The sequence below is a fragment of the Seonamhaeicola algicola genome (genome assembly GCF_007997385.1).
Lineage (GTDB): Bacteria > Bacteroidota > Bacteroidia > Flavobacteriales > Flavobacteriaceae > Seonamhaeicola > Seonamhaeicola algicola.
Genome location: NZ_VOSC01000025.1, coordinates 619708 through 645598 on the forward strand (window position 1 = coordinate 619708; position 25891 = coordinate 645598).

Annotated in this window: 25 protein-coding genes; 11 read left to right on the forward strand and 14 right to left on the reverse strand. The window is 32.5% G+C overall.

Going from position 1 to position 25891, the window contains the following annotated elements:
* Positions 1 to 5: 5 nt before the first annotated feature.
* On the forward strand, positions 6 to 599 hold the full coding sequence (locus FUA26_RS11395) for a DUF4252 domain-containing protein (RefSeq protein WP_246109129.1): 594 nt from the start codon (positions 6 to 8) through the stop codon (positions 597 to 599).
* A 19-nt stretch (positions 600 to 618) separates the two neighbouring features.
* Entirely contained in the window at positions 619 to 1161 is a 543-nt protein-coding gene (locus tag FUA26_RS11400) for a DUF4252 domain-containing protein (RefSeq protein WP_147135988.1), read from the forward strand.
* A gap of 52 nt (positions 1162 to 1213) precedes the next feature.
* Here the strand turns inward: FUA26_RS11400 and FUA26_RS11405 are convergent, their stop codons facing one another.
* The 3 genes from FUA26_RS11405 to FUA26_RS11415 form a co-directional block, all read right to left on the reverse strand.
* The gene (locus tag FUA26_RS11405) at positions 1214 to 1411 is read right to left on the reverse strand and encodes a hypothetical protein (RefSeq protein WP_147135991.1); all 198 of its coding nucleotides are present in this window, start codon (positions 1409 to 1411) and stop codon (positions 1214 to 1216) included.
* A 10-nt stretch (positions 1412 to 1421) separates the two neighbouring features.
* The gene (gene purB / locus FUA26_RS11410) at positions 1422 to 2765 is read right to left on the reverse strand and encodes an adenylosuccinate lyase (protein ID WP_147135994.1); all 1344 of its coding nucleotides are present in this window, start codon (positions 2763 to 2765) and stop codon (positions 1422 to 1424) included.
* Between the two features lie 142 nt (positions 2766 to 2907).
* Positions 2908 to 3465: an adenylosuccinate lyase gene (locus tag FUA26_RS11415; protein ID WP_147135996.1), complete on the reverse strand. Its 558-nt coding sequence runs from the start codon at positions 3463 to 3465 to the stop codon at positions 2908 to 2910.
* 39 nt (positions 3466 to 3504) lie between these two features.
* Between FUA26_RS11415 and FUA26_RS11420 the strand changes: the two genes are divergently transcribed.
* The 4 genes from FUA26_RS11420 to FUA26_RS11435 all read left to right on the forward strand — a co-directional run bounded on the left by FUA26_RS11420 (position 3505) and on the right by FUA26_RS11435 (position 6263).
* Positions 3505 to 3978, forward strand: coding sequence for a heme-binding domain-containing protein (locus FUA26_RS11420; RefSeq protein ID WP_147135999.1), 474 nt, complete (start codon positions 3505 to 3507; stop codon positions 3976 to 3978).
* A 95-nt stretch (positions 3979 to 4073) separates the two neighbouring features.
* A complete protein-coding gene (locus FUA26_RS11425; RefSeq protein WP_147136002.1) occupies positions 4074 to 5306 on the forward strand; it encodes a glycosyltransferase in 1233 nt (410 codons plus the stop codon).
* 4 nt (positions 5307 to 5310) lie between these two features.
* Positions 5311 to 5937: an alpha-ketoglutarate-dependent dioxygenase AlkB family protein gene (locus tag FUA26_RS11430; RefSeq protein WP_147136005.1), complete on the forward strand. Its 627-nt coding sequence runs from the start codon at positions 5311 to 5313 to the stop codon at positions 5935 to 5937.
* A complete protein-coding gene (locus tag FUA26_RS11435; protein ID WP_147136007.1) occupies positions 5937 to 6263 on the forward strand; it encodes a DMT family transporter in 327 nt (108 codons plus the stop codon). The genes FUA26_RS11430 and FUA26_RS11435 overlap by 1 nt, the downstream gene beginning before the upstream one ends.
* Here FUA26_RS11435 and FUA26_RS11440 read toward each other — a convergent pair.
* Positions 6260 to 6934 (reverse strand): SIR2 family NAD-dependent protein deacylase, encoded by a 675-nt coding sequence (locus tag FUA26_RS11440; protein WP_147136010.1) that lies wholly within the window; start codon positions 6932 to 6934, stop codon positions 6260 to 6262. The genes FUA26_RS11435 and FUA26_RS11440 overlap by 4 nt on opposite strands.
* Before the next feature lie 71 nt (positions 6935 to 7005).
* On the opposite strand from FUA26_RS11440, the gene FUA26_RS11445 reads away from it, so the two are divergent.
* Together FUA26_RS11445 and FUA26_RS11450 are read left to right on the forward strand one after the other, a co-directional pair.
* Positions 7006 to 7662 carry a TrmH family RNA methyltransferase gene (locus FUA26_RS11445; RefSeq protein ID WP_147136013.1) on the forward strand — a complete coding sequence of 219 codons (657 nt, stop codon included), beginning with the start codon at positions 7006 to 7008 and terminating at the stop codon, positions 7660 to 7662.
* 39 nt (positions 7663 to 7701) lie between these two features.
* Positions 7702 to 8232 carry an SRPBCC family protein gene (locus FUA26_RS11450; RefSeq protein WP_147136015.1) on the forward strand — a complete coding sequence of 177 codons (531 nt, stop codon included), beginning with the start codon at positions 7702 to 7704 and terminating at the stop codon, positions 8230 to 8232.
* A gap of 7 nt (positions 8233 to 8239) precedes the next feature.
* On the opposite strand, the gene FUA26_RS11455 is transcribed toward FUA26_RS11450, so the two are convergent.
* The 3 genes from FUA26_RS11455 to FUA26_RS11465 all read right to left on the reverse strand — a co-directional run bounded on the left by FUA26_RS11455 (position 8240) and on the right by FUA26_RS11465 (position 12555).
* The gene (locus FUA26_RS11455; RefSeq protein ID WP_147136018.1) at positions 8240 to 9016 is read right to left on the reverse strand and encodes a carboxypeptidase-like regulatory domain-containing protein; all 777 of its coding nucleotides are present in this window, start codon (positions 9014 to 9016) and stop codon (positions 8240 to 8242) included.
* 198 nt (positions 9017 to 9214) lie between these two features.
* Entirely contained in the window at positions 9215 to 10963 is a 1749-nt protein-coding gene (locus FUA26_RS11460; protein ID WP_147136021.1) for a DEAD/DEAH box helicase, read from the reverse strand.
* A gap of 356 nt (positions 10964 to 11319) precedes the next feature.
* A complete protein-coding gene (locus tag FUA26_RS11465; protein WP_147136024.1) occupies positions 11320 to 12555 on the reverse strand; it encodes a M48 family metallopeptidase in 1236 nt (411 codons plus the stop codon).
* Positions 12556 to 12713: 158 nt separating this feature from the next.
* Between FUA26_RS11465 and FUA26_RS11470 the strand changes: the two genes are divergently transcribed.
* Entirely contained in the window at positions 12714 to 13898 is a 1185-nt protein-coding gene (locus tag FUA26_RS11470; protein ID WP_147136027.1) for a T9SS type A sorting domain-containing protein, read from the forward strand.
* A gap of 57 nt (positions 13899 to 13955) precedes the next feature.
* On the opposite strand, the gene FUA26_RS11475 is transcribed toward FUA26_RS11470, so the two are convergent.
* Positions 13956 to 14750, reverse strand: a complete 795-nt coding sequence (locus tag FUA26_RS11475; protein WP_147136030.1) for a TrmH family RNA methyltransferase — start codon at positions 14748 to 14750, stop codon at positions 13956 to 13958.
* Between the two features lie 78 nt (positions 14751 to 14828).
* On the opposite strand from FUA26_RS11475, the gene FUA26_RS11480 reads away from it, so the two are divergent.
* A complete protein-coding gene (locus FUA26_RS11480; protein ID WP_147136033.1) occupies positions 14829 to 15632 on the forward strand; it encodes a DUF6503 family protein in 804 nt (267 codons plus the stop codon).
* 65 nt (positions 15633 to 15697) lie between these two features.
* Here the strand turns inward: FUA26_RS11480 and FUA26_RS11485 are convergent, their stop codons facing one another.
* The 3 genes from FUA26_RS11485 to FUA26_RS11495 all read right to left on the reverse strand — a co-directional run bounded on the left by FUA26_RS11485 (position 15698) and on the right by FUA26_RS11495 (position 21097).
* Positions 15698 to 16969, reverse strand: a complete 1272-nt coding sequence (locus FUA26_RS11485; protein ID WP_147136035.1) for an amidohydrolase family protein — start codon at positions 16967 to 16969, stop codon at positions 15698 to 15700.
* Positions 16970 to 16976: 7 nt separating this feature from the next.
* Positions 16977 to 19955 (reverse strand): amidohydrolase family protein, encoded by a 2979-nt coding sequence (locus tag FUA26_RS11490; protein WP_147136038.1) that lies wholly within the window; start codon positions 19953 to 19955, stop codon positions 16977 to 16979.
* Positions 19956 to 20038: 83 nt separating this feature from the next.
* A complete protein-coding gene (locus tag FUA26_RS11495) occupies positions 20039 to 21097 on the reverse strand; it encodes a DUF3810 domain-containing protein (RefSeq protein ID WP_147136040.1) in 1059 nt (352 codons plus the stop codon).
* A gap of 200 nt (positions 21098 to 21297) precedes the next feature.
* Between FUA26_RS11495 and FUA26_RS11500 the strand changes: the two genes are divergently transcribed.
* Entirely contained in the window at positions 21298 to 22758 is a 1461-nt protein-coding gene (locus tag FUA26_RS11500; RefSeq protein WP_147136043.1) for an aminoacyl-histidine dipeptidase, read from the forward strand.
* A gap of 51 nt (positions 22759 to 22809) precedes the next feature.
* On the opposite strand, the gene arsB is transcribed toward FUA26_RS11500, so the two are convergent.
* The 3 genes from arsB to FUA26_RS11515 form a co-directional block, all read right to left on the reverse strand.
* On the reverse strand, positions 22810 to 23853 hold the full coding sequence (arsB, locus tag FUA26_RS11505; protein WP_147136046.1) for an ACR3 family arsenite efflux transporter: 1044 nt from the start codon (positions 23851 to 23853) through the stop codon (positions 22810 to 22812).
* Positions 23854 to 23901: 48 nt separating this feature from the next.
* Positions 23902 to 24234: an ArsR/SmtB family transcription factor gene (locus FUA26_RS11510; RefSeq protein WP_147136049.1), complete on the reverse strand. Its 333-nt coding sequence runs from the start codon at positions 24232 to 24234 to the stop codon at positions 23902 to 23904.
* Between the two features lie 99 nt (positions 24235 to 24333).
* Positions 24334 to 25869, reverse strand: coding sequence for a sulfatase family protein (locus FUA26_RS11515; RefSeq protein WP_147136052.1), 1536 nt, complete (start codon positions 25867 to 25869; stop codon positions 24334 to 24336).
* Positions 25870 to 25891 lie beyond the last annotated feature (22 nt).

A 25891-nucleotide genomic window follows, 5' to 3' on the forward strand; every position in this document is an offset into this window, starting at 1 on the left:
GAAAAATGAAATCAACAATAAATTTAAGAACAATAGCAATGAAAAATAGAGTAATAATAGCAATAATGGCCATAATGTTGTTGCCATTAACAGCCGTAGCACAAAGCAATATTTTTGATAAATATAGTGATAATGCCGATGTAACATACGTATCAATAAAACCAAAAATGTTTCAAATGATAGCAAAAATGGGTATTGATGTTGAAGACCCAGAAGCCAAAGCTTACATTGATATGGTTAAAAGTATAACAAGCTTTAAAACCATAGTAACAGATAATAAAGTTATATCTGGTGATATTTCAAAATGGGTAAAATCACGCTCAAGCGCTTTAGATGAGTTAATGGAAGTAAAAGATGATGGCACCGAAGTTAAATTTTATGTAAAAGAAGGTAAAGATGCAGACCACGTTAAAGAGCTTTTAATTTTTGTTAATGGTATAGATAAAGTTATGGATGACAAAATTGAAATTAACGGTAAAGAACGTAAAATTGAAACTGTTGTGGTGTCTCTTACAGGTGATATTAATTTAAACGAAATATCAAAACTTACAAGTAAAATGAATATTCCTGGAGGCCAACACCTTAACGATAAAAAATAACAAGCACACATCATCAATCATGCAACGAACTTTTAAATATTTATGCTTAACCATTTTAACCACAGTTTTATTTATAAGCTGTGGTGATGGTGTAAGCCTGCAACGTTATTACGTTGAAAACCAAGAAAACGCTAATTTTATATCGCAAGATTTTCCAATATCAATGCTAAAAATTGATAAATCAAGTTTTACAGATGCTCAGCAAGAAGCATACAATTCTGTGCAAAAACTTAATTTTTTGGGGTTTAATGCTTCCAAAGATAATATTGAAAATTATACTGCAGAAATTACCAAAGTTAAAAGTATTTTAAGCCATGAAAAGTATAACGACCTAATGGAAGTGAGTGATAAAGGCCGAAAAATAATGGTGAAATATATTGGTGAAGATGACGCAGCCGATGAGGTGGTTGTTTTTGCAACAGACAAAAATATGGGGTTTGGTATAGTACGTGTTTTAGGTAATGATATGAATCCTGAAAAAATAGGTGTGCTAATTAATAGTTTACAAAATGCAGATTTTGATGGTGCACAAATTGAAAATATTATGAATTTTTTCAAGTAGGTAATCTAGCTTGAAAAACAAAAAAGGTTTACCAAATTAGGTAAACCTTTTTTTATTCTTTTTTATGTAATTGTTCATCGTCTTTTTTAACAAAAGATTTTGCGGTTATTAAATTAAGTACAATGGCTAAAAATGCTAAGGTTAATAAAGTTAAAACAATAAAATTATTAAGCGCATCTAGCATGCCAGCAACAAAAAAAACTACAGCAATAAATCCGCATAGTAGTATTGATTGTTTGTCGCTTAGCATAAATTAAATATTAAATTCCCGTATAGTTACTTGGTGTAATACGTTTTAATTCGTCTTTTATTGTATTGTTTACCTCTAAAGTATCAATAAAATTTGAAATAGAGTCTTTATTTATAGCTTCATTTGTTCTTGTTAAACCTTTTAAAGCTTCATAAGGGTTTGGGTAGCCTTCTCTTCGTAAAATAGTTTGAATAGCCTCAGCTACTACAGCCCAATTGTTTTCAAGGTCTTGGGCAAATTTACCTTCGTTTAAAAGCAATTTGTTTAAGCCTTTTAATGTAGATTTAAAACCAATAATTGTATGCCCAAAAGGAACACCAACATTACGTAAAACAGTACTATCAGTTAAATCACGTTGTAATCTAGATATTGGTAGTTTAGCCGATAAATGTTCAAAAATAGCATTGGCAATACCTAAGTTTCCTTCACTATTTTCAAAATCAATAGGGTTTACTTTGTGTGGCATTGCAGAACTACCAACTTCACCTTTTTTAATTTTTTGTTTAAAATAATCCATTGAAACGTACGTCCATACATCTCTATCTAAATCAATTAAAATGGTGTTAATGCGTTTTAGGCAATCAAATAAAGCAGCCATGTGGTCATAATGCTCAATTTGAGTAGTAGGAAATGAGTGGTGTAAGCCTAATTTTTCTTGTACAAAACTAGTGCCAAAAGTTTTCCAATTTATATCTGGGTAAGCAACGTTATGTGCATTAAAATTACCAGTAGCTCCACCAAATTTAGCGGCGCTCGGTATATCATTTAATAAGTTAAATTGTTCTTCTAGGCGGGTTACAAAAACCTGTATTTCTTTACCTAAGCGTGTTGGTGATGCTGGTTGCCCGTGTGTTCGTGCTAACATTGGTACGGCTTGCCATTCTTCGGCTAAGGCTTTAAGCTTATCTAAAATGGTAAAATATTCAGGTACATAAACCGCATTCATAGCTTCTTTAATGCTTAATGGTATTGCAGTGTTGTTTATGTCTTGTGATGTTAATCCAAAGTGAATAAATTCTTTATATTGTGATAAGCCTAAGGCATCAAATTTTTCTTTAATAAAATACTCAACAGCTTTAACATCGTGGTTTGTTACACTTTCAATATCTTTTATAGCTAAAGCGTCTTCAGCAGAAAATGTTTTATAAATGGCTCTTAAATCGTTAAAAACAGCGGTGTTTACGTTTTTTAATTGCGGTAACGGAATTTCGCATAAGGCAATAAAATATTCAATTTCAACTAAAACGCGGTATTTAATAAGTGCTTCTTCAGAAAAAAAAGGTGCTAAAGCGTTTGCTTTGTTTCTATAACGACCATCAATTGGTGAAATGGCATTTAATACAGATAATGACATAGTGTAATTTGATTTTTAACAAGTTGCAAAGATAGTTTTTTTAATGGATTAGCGGTTGAAATATGAATTTCAAAACCTAAAAAAATAAAACAGCATTAAACTTTTTAAAACGTTTTAACGTTTTAATTTTTTAATAATAATACTATTTAATTTTTTTTAGTACTTGTTTTGCACGCGCTTTAAAGGCAGCACTTTGTAGGGTAAAATCGCGTTCTAAAATGGTAATAAGTTCGGGGTAAATCCAATCATATTCTTTTCCAAAAATGTAAAGTGTTGTCATGCTGTAAGCTTTTGGGGCTACTTTTTCGTCATTAATTAAATAATCAAAACACGTTTCAATTATAAGCTCTTTATGGGTTTGGGTTAAGGCGTTTGTTATTTTTTTATGATTGTTTTTGTAGGCCATAGCAATAAGCTCGCAAACTTTAGCAACGGGTCTTACAGCGGCATCAATGTGCACATACTTTATGTTTTGTGTAAATGTGCTTAAATGTGGTACCACAAAATCAATGTTTTTACTGCACATAAACTCAAAAACCCAAGCGGCTCTTGGCGAAATTTTATCATCAACCTTAAATAAAATATCAAGTAGTTTTGGTATTAAATTGGGGTTGTTAATCATTAAATTAGCGTAGTAGTTACGTTTTTCGCGCGAGTGGTTTACATAATTTAATTCGTTATAAAGTTCGGTGGCTGTCAAAATCTAATTTCATATTTTTATAACCTAAAAGTATTAAAAATGAAAATTATAAAAAAGGTATTATTAGCACTTGTTGTTTTATTAATAATTGCACAATTTTTAGGGCCGGAAAAAAACAATGGAGATATAGCGTCTATAGATGCGTTTTATGCAGAAACTAATCCGCCAGAAGATGTAAAGTTAATTTTGAAAAATGCTTGTTTTGATTGCCACAGCAATGTTACCCGCTACCCATGGTACAACAGTATAACACCACTTAATTATTGGTTAAATCATCATATTGAAGAAGGTAAAGAACATTTTAATGTATCAAATTGGGAAGGCAATTCAATAAAACGTAAAGACCATAAATTTGAAGAGCTCATAGAAGAGGTTGAAGAAGGTAAAATGCCTTTAAATTCATATACATGGACGCATGCCGATGCTAAATTAACGCCAGAACAAGTAAATGCTTTAATTACGTGGGCTAAACAAGTGCGTACTTCATATGATTTGAAACAAAAACCAGAGTAAACCTTTAAAATTTTCAAAACTAAAAATTCCAAAATCCAAGTACAGAAGCGCTTTGGGTTTTGGAATTTAATTTTTTATATTGTGAATATAGCCTTATGAGTAACACCTTGTTAATTATTGGTTTTGTTTGGCCCGAGCCCAAAAGTTCGGCAGCAGGTAGTAGAATGTTGCAACTAATTGAAATATTTCAATTAGCTAATTACAAAATAACCTTTGCAAGTGCTTGTGCAAAAACAAATAACGCATTTAACCTGGAAAGTATTGGGGTTTCTCAAGTTTCTATTAAATTAAACCACAGTAGTTTTGATGATTTTGTAAAACAATTAAACCCTAAAGTTGTTATGTTTGATAGGTTTATGACCGAAGAACAGTTTGGGTGGCGTGTTACAGAACAATGCCCTAATGCGCTTAAAATTTTAGACACCGAAGATTTACATTGTTTACGTAAAGGAAGGCACCAAGCCTTTAAAGAAGGAGCACTTTTTAACAAAACATATTTGTTTAATGCCATTGCTAAACGCGAAATAGCAAGCATTTATCGTTGCGATTTAACTATTATGATTTCTGAAGTTGAAATGCATATACTGAAAACCGATTTTAAGGTAGATGAAGCGCTACTGTGCTACTTACCTTTTTTATTAAAGCGCATTCCTGAAAATGATATAACACAATTAAAGCCATTTGCAGAGAGAGCACACTTTATAACCATTGGTAATTTTTTACATGCGCCCAATTATAATGGTGTTTTGCATTTAAAGCAAAATATTTGGCCACTAATAAAAAAGCAGTTACCTAAAGCCAAAATGCATATTTATGGCGCTTACGCTAGTGAAAAAGTTAACCAGTTGCACAATGATAAAAATGGTTTTTTAATTAAAGGCTTTGCTCCAAACGTTAATACCGTTATGCAACAAGCTAGAGTGTGTTTAGCACCTTTGCAGTTTGGCGCTGGTTTAAAAGGCAAACTTGTAGATGCTATGCAAAACGGTACACCGTGTGTTACTACAAATATTGGGGCAGAAGGTATGTTTGGAAATTTAGCTCCTAATGGTTTTATTGAAAATTCAGTTGATAAGTTTGCCCAAAAAGCGGTTGAACTATATAAAAATGAAGCTCTTTGGAAAGAAAAACAACAAAACGGATTTAAAATAGTTAATAACAGATTCAATAAAAAGCACTTTCAAACTACTTGCATTGAAAAGATTGATTTTTTATTGCAAAACTTACAATCACACAGATTTGAAAACTTTACAGGGCAAATGCTTCAACACCATGCATTACAAAGCACTAAGTTTATGAGTAAATGGATTGAAGCTAAAAATAATTAATAACATGTTTCAAAACAGTTTGTTTAATCAATTACCTGAAAAAATAGACTTCAATCTACCAGATGCTGATGTTGTATTGTATAATAATTTTTTCTCTGCAAACGAGTCAAACTTGCTATTTAATAGTTTAAAAACATCCATAAAATGGCAGCAAGATAAAATTAAGTTCTACGGAAAAGAATTTATTATTCCCAGACTTACAGCGCTTTATGGTGATGAAGATAAACGTTATTCATATTCGGGTATTCATATGCATCCGCACCAATGGACGCATGATTTAAATTGTATTAAAAATAAAATTGAAACTATTGCAAACGTTAAATTTACTACCTGTTTACTAAACTATTACCGCAACGGAAATGATAGCATGAATTGGCACCAAGATAATGAAAAGGAGCTAGGTGAAAACCCTATAATAGCGTCGGTTACTTTTGGTGAAACACGCACCTTTCAACTAAAACATATAACTAAAACCAATTTAAAACGTGTTGATATACCATTACAACATGGTAGTTTTTTATTAATGCAAGGTAGCACACAGCATTTCTGGAAACACAAAATACCCAAAACTAAAAAGCAAATTAGTTCAAGAATAAACCTTACTTTTAGAGTTATAAAAAACCAAAACTAATGAACTGGATTTTGTTAATAATAGCAGGCTTGTTTGAGGTAGCATTTGCAGCTTGTTTGGGCAAAGTAAAAGAAACAACAGGTATCCAAGCAACTTATTGGTTTTTGGGGTTTTTAGTGTGTTTAGCAATTAGCATGATGTTATTAGTAAAAGTTACAAAAACATTACCTATTGGCACTGCCTATGCTGTTTGGACGGGTATTGGTGCCGTAGGAACTGTACTAGTTGGTATTTTTGTATTTAAAGAGCCCGCTACATTTTGGCGTTTATTTTTTATAACTACCTTAATAATATCAATTGTTGGTTTAAAATTTGTTGCAAATTAAAGTTTAGTAAGTAATTTTTTTACGCCGTTAGTAGCTGTATCCGCAATTACGGTTAAGTTTTTGTGTTGTTTTATTGCAGGGTTGGGGTCTATAAAATAAATAGGTGTATTGTTTTTAACATAATGTATTAAACTAGCAGCAGGATACACTTGCATTGATGTGCCAATTATTACTAAAATATCGGCGGTTTCACAAATAGCAATAGCTTTCTCTATCATGGGTACATCTTCGCCAAACCAAACTATATGCGGCCGTAATTGATGACCTTTTTTGCACAAGTCACCCAATACTAAATCGGTTTTCCATTCTTGCACATCGGTGTCATCAACAGCGCTTCTTACTTTTAATAATTCGCCATGTAAATGAACAACATTTGTACTGCCACCACGCTCATGTAAATCATCAACATTTTGGGTTATAATGGTTACTTTATATTGGTTTTCAAGAGCAGCTAAATCTCTGTGGGCACTATTGGGTTTCACTTCAAATAATTGCCTGCGCCTTTGGTTGTAAAAATCTAAAACTAGTTCAGGGTTAGCGGCATATCCTTGGGGCGATGCCACTTCCATAACATCATGCCCTTCCCAAAGTCCGCCAGCATCTCTAAAAGTTTTCACACCACTTTCTGCACTAATACCAGCACCTGTAAGCACTACTAAATGTTTTTTCATAGTTATAAAAATACGTATTCTGTTTTCTATAACAAAGCCATGAATAGTATTAAGTTTATTACTTTTGAATTATGATAGATTTAGAACTTTTAAAACATTTAGAAACTTTTTTAACTGAAAATAGGCGTAGTAGGTTTAACCAAGTTTTACCGCAACGCACCAAGCATTTTACGGTAGCTACCGAAGATGTTTATCAACTACACAACACAAGCGCAGTAATTAGAAGTTGCGATGTTTTTGGTATACAAGAAGTACATATTGTTGAAGAACAAAATACAAAACGCATTGATAGGGAAATAGCCATGGGCGCACAAAAGTGGGTAGATTTGCATCGTTATAATTCTGTAAAAAGTTGCATTGATAATTTAAAACAAGAAGGCTATCAAATTGTTGCAACAACACCTCATGCTAATGATTGTGAGTTGCATGATTTTGATGTAACTAAAAAAGCGTGTTTTTTCTTTGGGAGAGAAACCGAAGGCCTATCAGAAGCGGTTATTGATGCTGCCGATTGCTATTTGAAAATACCAATGTTTGGTTTTACAGAGAGTTTAAACATATCGGTTTCTGCAGCAATTATTTTGCAACACGTTACCACTAAATTGAGAAAAACCAATGTGAATTGGCAACTTACACAAGAAGAAATAAATGCAAAAAAATTAGACTGGATAGCCAAAACCATTAAGAGTTATGATGAAATTGTAACGCGTTTTTATAATAAATCATAAATTTTTGTAAATTTAGTAAACTAACTAAAACCAAAAATTATGTATATTCTCCTTTACATTTTATTAGCGTTGGTTGTTATTTTTACAATTTTAGCGCTAATAGCACCAAAAAAATATCATGTTTTTAGAAGTATTGAAATTGAAAAACCATTAACAGATGTTTTTAATTATTTAAAGTTTATAAAAAACCAAGATGCGTGGTCTCCATGGAAGAAAAAAGATCCGGATATGGATCAGGATTTTGAAGGTGTTGATGGTGAGGTAGGTTTTATTTCTAGATGGAATGGTAATAAAGATGTAGGTTCTGGTGAACAGGAAATAAAGCGTATTGTTAAGGATAATATTGTAGAGTCTGAACTGCGCTTTTTTAGGCCATGGAAATCAGAATCTGATGCTTATTTAAAAGTTGAATATTTAACAGATAATAAAACAAAAGTGGTATGGGGCTTTTCAGGTAAAAATAAATTTCCGTTCAGTATTTTTATGTTGTTTTTTAACATAGACAAAGCTGTTGGAAAAGATTTTGAAGAAGGCCTAACAGAACTTAAAACTATTTTAGAGGCTTCTTAAAAAAAAATTATAAACGTTCATTTCTGCCTCTGCTAAGTACTTTGTATTCTTCATAACATTCGCTTATGGCATCAAGTATTTGCAAATCGTTAGCTGTTTGTATAAAGCTTTTTGAGTAATTGCATTGGGTTACAATTTCATCTAAATCAACCTTTTCAACTTTTAGTAAAGCTGTAAGCATTTCTCTATCAAATTTTGAAGCTAATAAGTTTCTAATTTCATCATCTTGCTTCATCTTTTTTAGTTTTCGTAACTCATTTGGTTTTTTGCCAAACATGCGGTGTAAAAAATCGGCCGGATTAAAAATAGAACCAATTATTTTATTAATAGCTGTTGGTCTTGATGCTTCATACCCTGTGTGTAAACCAGATATTTGGTAACGGTAATTGCTGTTAGGTTCTGGTACTTGTTTAATGTCAACCTCTAAATAACCAGTTAGTCTTAATTGGTTAACAACTACTTCTTCTAAGGCTTCAGCTAATTCTGTAAGTTTAATTTCAGAGCTTCCAAACTTTAACCAATCGTTTGTAACTCTAACTTTTATAGATTTATAACCTAAATACGAAAAGTGTAAGGTGTCATTAACTTGGGCAGCAATACTAAATTCACCTTTGTTATTGGTTATAGTACCCGTAACTTGGTTAAGGTTAACAATATTTACACTTTCTAAAGGTTTATTGTTTGATGAACTTAAAACTACCCCAATAGCGCGTTTTCCATCTTGGGCAAGTAGTATTGCTGATGAAAATAGTAAGCATATTATAAGGAGTAAGTATTTTTGCATGTAATTAAAATATAACAATTTTAGCATAAAAGTACTAAACAAAACATTAACAATTGGTTTTGTTTGGTTTTTTGACTAAAAATTAACAAAACCCATTACATTGTGTAGATTTTTTATGATGTTGTATAAAAAAAAGCAAAGTGTTTAAATACAACAATTCAAACACTTTGCTTTTTATTTTAAGTAACTAACTATTAGTTATCGTCTTGAACGTCTTGGGCGAGATGCACCAAAGTTTCCGCCATTAGAGCTGTTACGTTTTTTACCAGAGCGTTTGTTATCGTTATTTTTATTTCCTGAAAAATTACGTTTTTTACCGCCGCTACCGCCTTTACGATCTCGTTTTCTACCACGACTTCTGTTTTCAGAAACTTCAACATTTACATAGCGTCCGTTGTATTTGTAATCTGTAAAAAAGTCTAAAATCTTTTGTTGGTGTTCGCTTTCGGTATTAAAAAATGAAAAACTGTCTTTAGTTTCAACTTTAAAAACATCGTCTCTTCCAAGCTCTAAAACTTCTTTTAAAAAGTCTTTTAAGCTCATCCAATCAAAGCCATCTTTTCTTCCAACGTTAATAAAATAACGTGTAGAATCTCCACCAGTACTTTCAGCTCTTCCATTATCAGATACGTTTAAATCTCTAGCCTTTTGGTAGTAGTTATAAAAACGTGTAAATTCAACTGAAAAGAATTTTTTAATCAATTCATCTTTACTTGTATCTTCAAACAATTCATTAATACTATCAAGGTGCTTATCTATGGCGTGGTTAACCTCGGTATTATGAATTTTATTGGCAAGTGCCATAAGCTGAATTTCGCAAATTACAGAACCGTCAGGTATACTTTTCTTTTCAAATTGCTTTTTTATAATGCGCTCAATACTTTTAATTTTTCTAACTTCACTTTTAGAAATTATAACCATGGAAACACCTGTTTTTCCGGCGCGTCCTGTACGCCCAGAGCGGTGTGTGTAGGTTTCAATTTCATCGGGTAGTTGGTAGTTTATTACGTGTGTAACATCATCAACATCAATACCACGTGCAGCAACATCGGTAGCAACAAGCATTTGTATTTGGTTGTTTCTAAAGGCTTTCATTACTAAATCACGCTGATTCTGACTTAAATCTCCGTGTAAAGCACCTGCGTTATAACCATCTTCAATTAGTTGTTCAGCAACCTTTTGTGTATCACGTTTTGTTCTACAAAATACTACCGAAAATATATCAGGATTAGCATCGGCTAAACGTTTTAAAGCTTGGTAGCGGTCTCGTGAGTTTACCAAATAATACTCATGTGATACGTTTTTACTACCTTCATTTTTATGGCCAACCGTAATTTCTTTTGGGTTGTACATAAACTCTTTAGCAATAGTAGCTACCTCTTTTGGCATTGTTGCCGAAAATAACCACGTGCTTTTATCATTTGGTGTGTGCGATAAAATGCTGGTAATATCTTCATAAAACCCCATGTTTAACATTTCATCAGCTTCATCTAAAACGCTATATTCAATTTTAGATATATCAACCATTCTACGGCTAATCATATCTTTCATTCTACCAGGAGTAGCCACAATAATTTGCGCGCCACGTTTAACCTGTTTGGCTTGTTCTGTAATGCTTGCGCCACCATAAATAGCGGTTACGTTTAAGCCTTTGCAATATTTACCATAAAGTTTTAGTTCATTAGCAATTTGTAAACAAAGCTCGCGCGTGGGCGATAAAATTAAACCTTGCGTAGTACGGCTATCTACATTAATTTTTTGTAACATAGGAAAGCCAAAAGCAGCTGTTTTACCAGTACCTGTTTGGGCTAAGGCAACTAAATCTGTTTCTTCGTCTAATAAAATTGGAATGGCTTTTTTTTGCACCTCACTTGGTGTTTCAAAGCCTAAATCTGTAATAGCTTGCAAAAGGTTATCCTGCAAACCTAAGTCTTGGAATGTGCTCATTTTAATATAAGTAATCGATTATTCTTTGTAGTGTTACATAAAGAAGTGAACCGACATACTTAAAACTAAACCTTCTAGTAACACAGCCTCTCCCTGAGGCATTTTTAATGAAACCTTAATTAAAACAATGTAAATATGTAATTTACACGTTGTTATAAATATGTTTCAGCCGGCAAATATAGGTAATTATTTATCATTACCGTGTAAATAACACGTTTTATAATTATTAATAATTTTTTGGGCGTTTTAACACGCTTTCACTACTCAATCTTTTTGCTTAGGCAAAAAGGATTTTAAACAAACCGTTCAATCGTTAACGCGTGGGTTTGTTAAGGCTGTTTTTAGTTACGTTACTTTTACTGTTTTCTCAAATTCTTTATACGTTGTAATAGTGTAGGGTGCGAGTAATGCATAAACACATACGCTGGGTGTGGCGTTAAATTACTCAAACTATTTTTAGAAAGTTTTTTTAGGCTAGTAATAAGTGGTTCACCTTTATATGTGTTTTTAGCATAATCATCAGCTTGATATTCAAATTTTCTAGAAAACACATTCATAATTAAACCTGTAATTTCTGAAATAGGAGCGTAGAGCATCATAAACGCAATAAGTCCTACATGAAAACTAGCAGTTTCAACACCCAATGCTTGCGATAGTAACGGGTTTGCAATAAATAATGATAAAATGTAAAGTGTTAAACCAGTTAGTAAAATAGAAGTTACTAAATTAAAAATAATGTGTTTCTTTTTGTAATGTCCAACTTCGTGGGCTAAAACTGCTACAATTTCATCATCATCTAAATCATTAATTAAAGTATCGTAAAGCGTTACGCGCTTTTCACTACCAAAACCCGAAAAATAAGCATTCGCTTTTGTGCTACGTTTAGACCCATCAATTACAAAAATTTTATCAAGCTTAAAACCAACTGTTTTAGCATATGCCGAAATTTTATCTCGTAATTCACCAGCTTCTAAAGGAGTTTGTTTATTAAAAAGCGGTACAATAAGTTTAGAGTAAAACATATTCATAAACACCGTAAAAAAAGTAACCAATGCCCAAGCATACAACCAAAAATGTTGCCCCGTGGTATTGTAAAACCAAATAATTACAGCCAATATACCACCACCTATAATAGCACTCATTAGCCAGCCTTTTATTTTATCTAAAATAAATGTTTTTTTAGTGGTTTTATTAAATCCAAATTTTTCTTCAATTACAAAGGTGCTGTAATATGCAAATGGTGTGGTTAAAACATCACTAGCAATCATTATAATACCAAAAAAAATAAGCGCAACTGTAATTGGGTTTGAACTATAACTTCTGGCAATGTTATCAACAAATTCAAAACCATCAAAAAATAAAAAGCCTAAGATTAAAACAATTGAAAATGTAGAGGTTAATAACCCAAACTTGTATTTGGTGGCTTTATAATTTTGCGATTTTTTATAAGCCTCGGCATCATAAACATCTTGTAATTCATGCGGTAATGCGTCATTAAAGTGTTTTGCATTTAATGCATCAAGTATTTTATCAATTATAAAATTGACTATTATTATGGTTATTATAATATAAAAAATAATATTAGAATTCATTTAGACATTCAATTTGAATTGATGGCTAAAATAAAAAGAAATAATTTTTAAATAAAACATAGAATTTGAACATATGAGGTATTGATTTAGATATTTGATGCATAGGTAATTATAGTTTACACTTAGTTTTATAGTATAACAAACTAAAATATTTTAATATGAAAAAAATTACTTTTTTACTAAGTTTAATGGTAACTTGTTTAACGTTTTCACAAACTATTACGGTTACTAGTGTGCCTGATATTGTTGCTAGAAACACATCAATGCCTGCAGCAACAGGAGCTATGGTTACAAAATACATTGTAGATTTTGTTAATATTCCTATTGCAGATGGTGAAAACTCTCAGTTTTTTTCAGGATGGGTTACAGGTACTGATGCCACAGGTACTGCTGTTGGAGGAGGAAGAACAATTACTGCTACTAATAACGGAGGAACTATAGACATTACTGGGGTTGCTACAGTTAATAGTTCTCAAGCTAATGGAGATGGTACTTTTAATTATACTGTTAGTTTTGATAATTTAAATGCTTTTGGTAACCAACCAGATTATGACGCCCAAATTAATTATGGAGGAACAGCTTTTCCTGGAGCTATAGCATCAAATAGAGTTGTTTCAGTAATAGAATCAGCCCCAGCAAGTTTAGATGAATATTCTTTTGATTTTTCAGGAGATTTAGTTCAAAACACAAGCGTTGATATAGCTATAAATTATGTGTCTGATGAGCCCGTGCAAATTGGAGCTATAGAATTCACCTTAGTAGGAGCTAAAAATCCTTATGAACCAGGTGCTGAGATAACAGTTGGAACATATTCAAATACATCAATATTGCCAGCAGCTCCAGGAGGAGCTTCAGCAACTATTACAATGAATAATTTTCCTTCAAATTTTTCTGTAGGAGGTTCAATAAATGGTGTTTTATTAGCGTCTAAAGATCCATCAAATCCTTCTAACGCAATCCCAAGCCAACTTTATGATGCCAATCCATGGGGACTTGCAAATAGAACTAATGTGTATTACTTTTTAAATCCATTATCAACTTCAGTAGATCCTGAATGGGCTCCAGCAAGTTTACCTTCAAGAAAGTTTTTTGGTATTTTAGAAAACCCATCTTTAAGTACTGAAGATTTTTCAAAAAATAGTATTTCAAATTTAATTACATCTTCAAATCCTGTAACTAATAGAATAGATTTGACAACTAGTGGAGATTATAGAATTTTTAACTTAACGGGAGTAGAAGTTAAATCAGGAAAATTTTCTAATAGTATAAATGTAGAGAGTCTTAACCAAGGTTTATATTTTCTTTCAATTGAAGAAGGAGTTTATAAATTTATTAAGAAATAAATAGATATAATAAACATAAGTAAAAAGCACGTATAAATAAATTATACGTGCTTTTTTTTATTCAAAATTCCGTTGCCTTTTAGCTTCAAAAATAAGAATTCCGGCAGCAACTGACACGTTCATAGAATCTATACTACCTTGCATTGGTATAATAATATTTTGCGTTGCGTTTACACGCCATTGTTCACTTAAACCTGTTGCTTCTGTACCAACAACTATAGCGGTTGGCTTTGTGAAATTTTGCGTATGATAAGCAACCGATTCTTGTAAAATAGCGCAAAAAATATTGATGTTGTTTGTTTTTAAAAATGTAATAATTTCAGTGGTTGTGCCCATTGCTATTTGATTTGTAAATACACAACCAACGCTAGACCTAATAATGTTTGGGTTATACAAATCGGTTTTTGGGTTAGCTATAATAACAGCATCAGCATTGGCGGCATCGGCGGTTCTTAAAAGTGCACCAATATTCCCTGGTTTTTCGGGCGCTTCGGCAACTAAAATTAAAGGGTTTTGTGTGCTAAATTTTAAATGCTCTAACTTATTTTTCTTAGATTTTGCAACGGCTAAAACACCTTCGGTTGTATCTCTATAAGCTAGTTTTTGATATACTTCTTTTGAAATTTCAATTAATTCAGTTTCATTAGTTGTAAAATCATTAAGTGCTGTTTTGTTAAACAATTCAGGGTAAAATAAAATAGTTTCAATAGTATAATTACCTTTTTTAGCTAGGGTAATTTCACGTTGTCCTTCAATTAAAAATGTACCAGAACTTTTTCGTTTTCTAGATTTTTCTTTTAACTGAATAAGGTTTTTAATAAAACTATTTTGTGTGCTTGTTATTTCTTTCATAAAGTCTCGACTAAAGTAGTTCTTTTTGTGTAATTATGCACCGTAAAAATTTTAACAAAACATAAAATTACTAAGAAAATGAACAAATTTTTTTTAATAGCCTTAGCAGTATTTTTTGCATCATGCAAAGAGCAAAAAAAAGAGGTTAGTGTTACTGAAACAGCACCCAAACAAGAAACCATAGAAATAGAAAATACATATCCTGAAAACCTTGTAAAAGTATTTAATGCTCATGGCGGATTAAATAAATGGAAACAAATGCGGTTTTTAGAGTTTACAATGCCAAAACCAGATGGTGATGAAGTTACTACAACCAATTTGTATACAAGAAAATCTTTAATTAAAACCCCAAATCATGCTATTGGTTTTGATGGTGAAAATGTGTGGCTACAAAAAGAAACAAATACCGAGTTTAAAGGTTATAGTCCTAAATTTTACTATAATCTTATGTTTTATTTTTACGCTATGCCTTTTGTTTTAGCTGATGATGGTATTGTGTATGGCGAAGCAAAACCTTTAGAGTTTGAAGGTAAAACCTATCCAGGAATTAGTGTTTCATATAACGCTGGTGTAGGTGAGTCTCCTGAAGATGAATATGTACTTTATTATAACCCTGAAACTTACAGAATGGAATGGTTAGGTTACACCGTAACATTTTTTACACAAGAAAAGGAACAACAATTACATTTTAGGCGTTACAGTGAGTGGCAAAATGTAAATGGTTTACTATTACCAGCAAATAGTATCCGCTATAATTATGAAAATAATTTACCAACAACAATACATAGTGAAAATAAGTTTGTAAACGTGAAAATTACAAGTGAAAAACCAGCAGATTCATTATTTGAAAAACCTGCCAATGCAGAAATAGTAACAGAATAATTTATACTAAATAGTTATAAATAAAAAGCGGTTAATTATCATATAATTAACCGCTTTTTTAATATTTATTTTTCAAGTTTTTTTGAATAACGTTTCCAGAGTTTAGTTTGGTGGGTTTCTAAACTAATACTTCGCCCATCAATAAAAGCGTATGAAATTTTATTTGTTTTCATATCTAGAGCGTCACCTTCCGATATAAAAAGGGTAGCACTTTTTCCATTTTCTAAAGACCCATAATTTTCATCAATACCTAAAATTTTAGCGGCATTAAGTGTAATAAGTTGTAGTGCTTGCGCTTTGGTTAAACCATGTGCAACTGTTGTTCCTGCGTAAAACGGTAAGTTTCGGGTGTTCATACGTTCCATATCTCCGCTGGTTTCTAAGGCAACCGTTATACCTGCGTTAGTTAACGTTTTGGCTAATTTAAAAGGTAAATCGTAATCATTATCATCTAAATTAGGTAAAGAGTGCACACGCCTAAGTACAACAGGAATATTATGTTTTTTAAGTAAATCTATGGTGTTTTCAGCCTGATAACCACCAACAATAACTATGTTTTGTAGTTTGTGTTTTTGGCTAAAACTTACAGCATCAATAATGCCTTTTTCTTCATCAACATGAATAAATAGTTTTTTTGAACCATTAAAAACACCACTTAAAGCTTCAAAAGGTAAATGCGTAGTGGCTTTGCTGCCGTTTAAATAGGCTTTAGCATTGCTAAAATATTCATGAATTTTTAAAGTTTGCGTTTTGTATTCTTTGTTTTGTGAAACAACACCACGGCGTTGTTTAAAGTTTTGTGGCCAATTTAAATGTACGGCATCATCAGCTTTTACAGCGGCATCTTCCCAATTCCAAGCATCAAATTGAACAATAGATGATGTACCAGTAAGTCTTGCGCCACGGGGTGTTATTTGCCCTAAAAGTACACCATTTGGTCTCATAGATTCAACAACTCTAGATTCAGCATTGTATGCAATTAAGCTTCTAATATTGGGGTTCCAATTACCAATTTCGGCATCATCATCAGAAGCTCTTACCGCATCAATTTCAACTAAACCAAGTGTTGAATTAGGAACTATAAAACCAGGGTAAACATGTTTGCCTTTTGCATTTATAATTTCGCCTTTTCGTGCAATTTTGGTTAGTGCGCTACCCATGTATGTTATTTTACCGTTTTCAAACATAATTAGTGCGTTGTCAATAACTTTACCGTTGCCTAAATGAGCAGTTGCGCCTTCAATAGTTATGGCTTTGTTTTGTTTTGGTGCTGGTGTTTGTTGTGCAAAACCAATAAATATGCTGAGTATAAATATGTATATTGTTAATTTTTTCATGGTAAATTTATATTTCTTTATCAATAGAATCGCAGTGTAAAAGCTCTTTGGTTTTCTTTTTAATAGCTTGTGTTTTTAAGCCTTTATTTTTAGCTTTTAACATTAAGTTGATAAGTGTGTTTTTTTCTAACTTTATGGCTTCTTGCATGCTTTTATTGCGTTCAATATCAAAATAAGTAACACCTTCTATTATAGTTTTTTCGGCTTTAGCGTAAACAGATAAAGGGTTGTGAGACCATAATACTACATCGGCATCTTTACCAATTTTTATACTGCCTACGCGGTCATCAATATGTAGTAATTTGGCAGGGTTTAAGGTTACAAATTTCCAAGCATCTTCATCACTTACATTACCATATTTTATGCTTTTAGCGGCTTCTTGGTTTAAGCGTCTAGACATTTCAGCATCATCACTGTTAATAGCTACTGTTACACCCGCATTGTGCATTATACTTGCATTATACGGTATGGCATCGTTTACTTCGTATTTATAAGCCCACCAATCGCTAAACGTAGAGCCGCCAACACCGTGTTCTGCCATTTTATCGGCTACTTTATAGCCTTCTAAAATATGAGTGAAGGTGTTAATGTTAAAGTTAAATTTTTCGGCAACCTTCATGAGCATATTAATTTCACTTTGAACGTAGGAGTGACACGAAATAAAACGTTCTTTATTCAAAATTTCGGCAATAACTTCAAGTTCAATATCTTTTTTATATGGCTTTCCGCTTTTCTTCAAATCATCATATGCTTTTGCTCTTGTAAAGTAGTCTATATACAACTGCTCAACACCCATACGCGATTGTGGAAAACGTGAATAACTACCCCAGTTTGATTGTTTTACGTTTTCACCTAAAGCAAATTTGATGAATTTTGGTGTATTGCTGTAAATTAAATTATCGGCAGATTCACCCCATTTTAATTTAATAATTGCCGAACGACCACCAATTGGGTTTGCTGAACCGTGTAATATTTGAATAGATGTTACACCGCCGGCAAGATTGCGGTAAATATTAGTATCGGTTTCATCAATTACATCTTCAATAGTTACTTCTGCAGATGAATTTTGACCGCCCTCATTAACCGATGCTGTTGCTATATGCGAATGTTCGTCAATAATTCCAGCAGTTAAATGTTTACCAGTAGCATCAATAACTTTGGCGCCACCGCTAGATAAACCTTTACCAATTTTTGCAATTTTACCGTTTTTAATTAAAACATCGGTATTTTTTAAAATACCTTCGGCTTCTCCCGTCCAAACGGTAGCATTTTTAAATAGTAGCGTTTCAGCTTCAGGTAACTTTGTAAAACCAAAGGCTTTGTTTGGGTAACTTACAGCAAAAAAGGTATCATTAATGTTTGCTTCTTTATTTGTGTCTTTTTTATCATCTTCATCACCTTCAACATCAGAAACTTTTACAGTGAAAGGTAATGTGTCTCCGTTTGGAAGAATAGATTTTCCTGTTAAAGTATTTGTGTTATCAACTTTAGCAACAATTCTAATAAATTCTTGTTTTGTAGTGTCGATGGTAGTAAACGAAATATTTACCCAATCATCTTTATAATTTATTTTAGAGCCTAACGTATGCGAACCCGTTGTTATTTTGGTTTTAGGTTTACTTAGTTTACCAGAAATAACCATTTCATAAGGCTGATTATTAATGTTAAAGGCATAGATACCCAAAATGTTTTTGGTGTTTAAGCTTTCAAACACTGTTTTTTCTCCCTGTACCCAATTCTCATAAAGTGTGGTTTCTTTATCAAAAATATCTCCAGAAGTAATTAAAAAATTAGCTAAATAACCATTTTTTAAGGAGCCTATACTGGTGTTTTTATTTAAAATTTGAGCAGGAATAGTAGTTAAAGCAGCTAGCGCTTTTTCTTTTGAAAGACCTGCTTTAATAGCTGTTGTAATTTTAGATTTCAGTTCTTTTACAGATTTGAGTTTGAAAGTGGTGAAAGCAAAATCAATGTTGTTATCAGCTAAAATTTTAGGATTGTGTGGCTTTTGGTTCCATGCACGCATATCTTCTAATGATAATGAAGCGGTTGCAAATGGGTCTTCAACATCATAGGCATCAGGAAAATTTAATGGTAAAATAATTTTGGCGTTAGTGGCTTTAATATCGCTAATACGTTCATATTCATCGCCACCACCTAGCATAACATATTGTATGCCGTAAGCATCACCAATTTTATCTGCACGTATTATGTTTGCTCTACTACCTGCCTCAAAAAATTGGGTTAAATTTTTGTTTGCGTTTAATGCTTCAAGCGATAAATCTTTGGTGTTAATATTACCCTTAGCATACCAATCTGCATCAATATATAATTGTTTTAATAAAGCTATACTGCCCATTATAGAGCCAGGGTAGTATTGTGATGATGTTACACTTTTTCTAAACGATAAATAGTGCCCTGAAGTTTCGCTTATAATACGTTGTTCATTACCTTTTGTATTGTTTAAGGCAATTAAAGCACCAGTACCACGCACAATACCGTCATGTATATGTGTGTTTACAACGCCAAAACCAGCTTTAAGCAATTCGGTAGCTTCTTTTTTGTTGTAACTAAACTTGGTAATGGCATTGTTTTCGGGCATAACATGGTCATTCCAGTAATAACCAGTACGCGATGGGTTATACTGTGCTGAACGTGATCTTGATGCTGAAGCTTGCGGTTTTTCAATACCAAAATCAGAATAAATATCAATAAAAGAAGGGTAAATACTTTTACCATTTAAATTAACTATTACTGTATTTTTTGGAATGGTAATAGAACTACCGGAGTTTACAACTTTACCATCTTTAATTAAAAGCGTACCTTTTTCAATAATTTGAGTTGGCGTTACATAAATTTTAGCATTGGTAAATGCAGTGTAGTTTGTGTTTTGGGTTTTTACACCATCGTTTTTTGGAAAATAGTCTTGAGCGTTTATTGCTAACACAAAAAATATAGCAATAAACCAAAGGTAATTTTTAAGCATAAATAATATTTATTTTGGTGTTAAATTAGTTAATTTAAGAATTCATTAAAAAATTCTTAACACATTTTAACTTTTGCTACATTTTATGCATTAAAATAATTAACCAAAAGCGCCACAACATAGCTATAACTTTGCATGCCTTTACTTTGGTTATTAGCTTTTAAGTAACCACTATAAAAATATTTAAAAAAGGGCTCAACAGGGTTTTCATGCGCTTCCCAAAACAATCTAACCTCTTCATAATGCTTTAAAATACCTTTATTAATGGTTTTTATAATATCATTAAATAGCGCTTCATCACGTTTATAAATTTCGTTTAGGCAATAGCGCAAACCAAAGGCATATCCGCAGTATTTAAAATATACGTCATCATTATAAATAGAAGCCAAACAACCAATAAAATTAGCTTCGTTTTCGGCAGCATAGCCTAATTGATGTGCCATTTCATGTGCCGATGTAGTAGGGAACTTTATAGTAGGAATTAAACCATCAACCTGGGCCTCATTAGTTAAAGGGTTTAAATAACCGCTAAAACCCATATAGGTTAACGGATAACTAAATAACGATTTTTTTATACTCTTAGGGTAATATTCCAAGTGCGGAAACACTGCTTTTAGGTTGTTATAACCGTTGGGTGTCATTTTAAAAATAGCATGCTTGCTATAAGGCATTTCAACTTTTACGGTATCACTTTTAGTAATTTCAAGCTGTAAAGCATTACTTTTTTTAATAAGTTTTTTAGTAACACTCACAAGTTGTTCAGTAGTATAATCGGCATTTAAATGTAAGTTTACATGCAGTGGCAATCGGTAGTAATTCAAGCCCCAAAACATGTGGAAAGCAAAATACAATAGGGCACAGGCAGCTGCTACATCAATCACCCAATTTTTAGTATCATTAATAATACGCTTTCGGTTTTTATAACACCAACGTAGCGCATATAAAATACCCAAGCCGTAAACTAAATCGCCAAATGAAAACGGTAGCCAACCCAGTACAAACCTAAAAACTTTAGCAATATAAATATAAAGCCCGTTGCTGTAAAAATTTTCAATAAAAACAGGGTTTTTAGAAGCCCATAACACCAGTAAATATTGCGGTATTAAACTAACAGCAAGCAGTAATTTTTTATTTTTCAGCATAATTTCAAAAATACTAAAATTTAGTACGGCAGCATAGTGCAAATTAATAAAGGTTTCTACCTGCTTTCCGTTATATCTTTTTTCTCGTGCCTCAAAAAAAGGATGCCACTACAATCAGGAGTAGCTGCAAAAAAAGGCATACTTGTAAAGGCTACATTTACTACTAAACAGTATCTTTGTAAAACTTGAATTAAAATACTATGAACTCAGAAATAAGACAATTAGAACCCAAACAACTCTGGAATAAATTTGCCGATTTAAACGCAGTACCAAGACCTTCAAAAAAGGAAGAACGTGTCATTGCTTTTATGAAACAATTTGGCGAAAACTTAGGTTTAGAAACCCAAGTTGATAAGGTTGGTAATGTTATTATAAAAAAGCCAGCAACACCAGGTATGGCATCTAAAACTACAGTGGTTATGCAATCGCATTTAGATATGGTGCACCAAAAAAACAACAATACTGTTTTTAATTTTGATACTCAAGGTATAGACATGTTTATTGAAGGCGATTGGGTAAAAGCCAAAGGAACAACCCTTGGAGCTGACAATGGTTTAGGTGTAGCAACCATAATGGCAATTTTAGAAAGTAAAGACATTGAACACCCTGCAATTGAAGCGCTTTTTACCATTGATGAAGAAACCGGTATGACAGGTGCCATGGGGCTTGAAGGCGGATTATTAACTGGCGGAATCCTTTTAAATTTAGATACCGAAGAAGATGATGAAATAGGTGTTGGTTGTGCTGGTGGTGTAGATGTAACCGCTACAAGAACTTATAAAGAAGAAGAAACACCCGAGTTTAAAATTGGTTTTAATATAGAAGTAAAAGGTTTACAAGGTGGGCATTCTGGTATGCAAATTCATGAAGGCTTGGGTAATGCCAATAAAATTATGAACCGTTTAATTTTTGACGGTTTTGAGAATTATGGTTTAAGAATTTCAGAAATTGATGGTGGTGGTTTACGCAATGCCATACCTAGAGAAAGTAAAGCCGTGGTAGCTATTGATGCTATTCATGAAGACGCTTTTTTACTTGAAATGGCAATGCTTTCAAATACTATAAAAAAAGAGCTTAAAACCACAGAACCAGATTTAGATATTGTAATTTCTAAAACTGAAACACCAAAACGTATTATGGATTTAGGGGTACAAGAAGGCGTAACTAGAGCTTTGTACGCAGCTTTAAACGGCGTGTACCGTATGAGTGCCGATATTCCAGATTTGGTTGAAACTTCAAACAATTTAGCACGTGTACTCATTAAAAATGGCCATATTAAAATTGCTTGTTTAACACGCAGCTCGGTTGAAAGCGCTAAATTAGATTTAGCTAATACACTTAGGGCTACCTTTGAGCTTACAGGTTGCGAGGTTGAGTTATCAGGTGATTATCCAGGGTGGACACCTAATATGGACTCAGCTATATTAAAAGTAATGGCTAAATTATATGAAGATTTAAATGGCGAAAAACCACACGTAGCAGCGTGTCATGCAGGTTTAGAGTGTGGTATTTTAGGGCAAAATTATCCTGAAATGGATATGATTAGTTTTGGTCCTAATATTAAAGGAGCACACTCACCCGATGAACGTGCACAAATTTCTTCAGTTCAAAAATACTGGAAATTTGTTTTAGAAATTTTAAAAAATATTCCGGAAGCTTAAAGAGCAACATAAATTTTAAAAAAAACTGCCATTTTACAAATGGCAGTTTTTTTATTTTATTTCAGAAGTTTTAAAGTATTTACGTTTTAACCAAAAGGAAACTTTTACAAGTAAAATTAATGCAGGTACTTCAACTAGAGGGCCAATAACACCAGTAAATGCTTGTCCGGAGTTTAAACCAAATACAGCAATAGCAACAGCAATAGCCAATTCAAAATTATTACCAGCAGCAGTAAACGCTACGGCAGCAGTTTTTGTGTAATTGGCTCCAACACTTTTAGTGAAAAAGAAGCCCACAATAAACATAATTATAAAATAAATTAAAAGCGGAACAGCTATAATTAATACATCTATTGGTATTTCAACAATTAGTTCGCCTTTTAAAGAAAACATAACTATTATAGTAAATAATAAAGCTATAAGTGTTAACGGTGAAATAGTAGGAATAAACACAGTGTTGTACCAAGTTTCGCCTTTTAATTTAACCAAAAATACACGACTTAATATACCCATTAAAAATGGTAAGCCTAAATAAATCAATACGCTTTCAGCAATAGTTGCTATTGAAATATCAACAATGGTACCTTCAAAACCAAAAATAGGAGGTAGTTTTGTAATGAATAACCAAGCATAAAAGCTGTAGCCAAACACTTGAAAAATACTGTTTAATGCTACTAAACCAGCACCATATTCACTACTGCCTTCAGCTAAATCATTCCATACTAAAACCATAGCAATACATCTTGCTAAACCAATTAAAATAAGGCCAACCATATAATCTGGGTGCTCTTGTAAAAAGGTAATGGCTAATACAAACATTAATATGGGGCCAATAATCCAGTTTAAAATTAATGAGGTTAATAGTATTTTTACATTTTTAAACACTTTAGGTAAAAGGCTGTAATTAACTTTTGTCAGTGGCGGATACATCATTACTATTAAGCCTATAGCAATGGGAATATTTGTTGAACCAGAGCTCATGGTATTTATAACGTTTGGAAGTGATGGTATAAAATACCCAAGCGCTACACCAATGGCCATGGCCAAAAATATCCAAAGGGTTAAATTTCTATCTAAAAAACTTAATTTTTTCATGATTTTACTATTTTATCGTAATAATACGATTAATGATTTCAAATTTTTTTAGCAACATTGGTTACTATTGTCTATATCTTGATTTAAAAATTCACCTAAAATGGTTTTCATAGTCTTCCAAGTATCTTCATTAATGCAATAACAAACGCTAGTGCCTTCAATACTTCCTTTTATTAAACCTAGGTTTTTAAGTTCTTTTAAATGTTGAGAAATTGTGGGTTGTGCTAAGCCAATTTCGTTTACCAAATCGCCACAGTAACAACTATTAATTTTAAATAGCTGCTGCAAAATTGCTACACGAGCCGGATGCGCAAATGCTTTGGCTAAAAGCGCAATGTTATTTTGGTTATTGGTAAATATTTCAGATTTAGTTAAACCCATTATTTATTTTTATATTGCAATATTACGATTAATTAAGTGTGTTCCAAAAATTTTTATAAAAAAAAGAGACTATAGTTAAATAGTCTCTTTTTAAATGCTTTATTTAGATAGATGTTCTATTTCTTGAAGTTTATTTTTTAATTCTTCAACCTTATCAGGGTATTGTTCAGCAAGGTTGTTTTGTTCGCTTGGGTCTTTACTTAAATCAAAAAGTTGCTCTTGGGGTGTTAATCCGCTTTCAATTTTTTTCTCTTCAGTAATCCATGTACCTTTATTGTTTGAAGGTTTAATGTATTTCCAGTTTCCTTGCCTAAGGGCTAGTGTGTAGCCTTCTAAAATTACCTCTTGTCTTCCAGAGTCAGTTTTACCAAGTAAAGCATCTAAATAATTTTTAGAATCTAAAATAGTTGTCTCAGGTGTCTGGTTTGTTAGGGCAGCAAAAGAGCTGTAAAAATCTACCTGATTCATTAAGGCATCAGAAACTTTTGGTGTTACTTTTTCAGGCCAATGTACAATTGTTGGTACTCTGGTGCCTGCTTCATAAACACTGTATTTTCCGCCTCTATAAATACCTGCGGGCTTATGGTTGCCTAATTTCTCTACAGCATCATCTTCATAGCCATCATTTAAAACAGGGCCATTATCACTAGTAAAAATAATCATGGTATTATTAGCAATACCTTCGGCTTCTAAAGATTTTACAATTTCACCAACCACATAATCTACTTGTAAAATGGCATCACCCCTTGGGCCCATACTTGTTTTTCCTTGAAAGTTTTTGTGAGGTAAACGAGGCACATGAATATCATGAAATGCGTAGTACAAAAAGAAAGGTTGTTTTTTGTTGTTTTTAATAAAGTTATTGGCTTTTTCGGTTAATTTGTATGGGAAATCTTCATCCACCCATTCAGCCGATTTACCGCCTTTCATCCAACCAATTCTGCTAATGCCATTAATAATGGTTTTATTATGTTGGTCATCGGCTATTTGTCGTCTTAACTCAGGGTTTTCATAACCTGTTGGTCTGTTACCAATTTTTTCGGTATAGCTAACTTCAATAGGGTCGTCTTGAGATAAGTTTAAAATATTGCCATTTTCCATATACACCGATGGAACTCTGTCTCCGGTTGAAGGCAAAAGGAAGCTATAATCAAATCCTATTTCTGCGGGTCCTGGTTTTACAGTTGTATTCCAATCAACATTACCGTCTCCTAAACCAAGGTGCCATTTTCCAATAACTGCTGTTTTATAGCCTGCTTTTTTTAGCATTTTAGGTAGTGTAGGTTGCTCTGTACTTATAATTAAAGGCGCATCACCTTTTAAAACGGCAGCTTTTCTTCTAAAAGCATAATTACCCGTAAGCATTGCATAACGTGAAGGTGTACAGGTTGCTGTAGCACTATGAGCATCAGTAAATTTTACACCATTAGTGGCTAATTTATCAATATTTGGTGTTTTTACACCAGTAGCACCGTAGCAACTTAAATCACCATATCCTAAGTCATCTACATATAAAATAATAATATTTGGGTTAGCGTTTGATGTGTGGTTTAAAGCTTCTTTTTCAGATGTTTCTTTATTGTTTTTACACGAAAAAGTAATTGCCAAAATAGCAAATAGACATAGTTTTTTCATAAGAATAGTTTAGATAAACAAA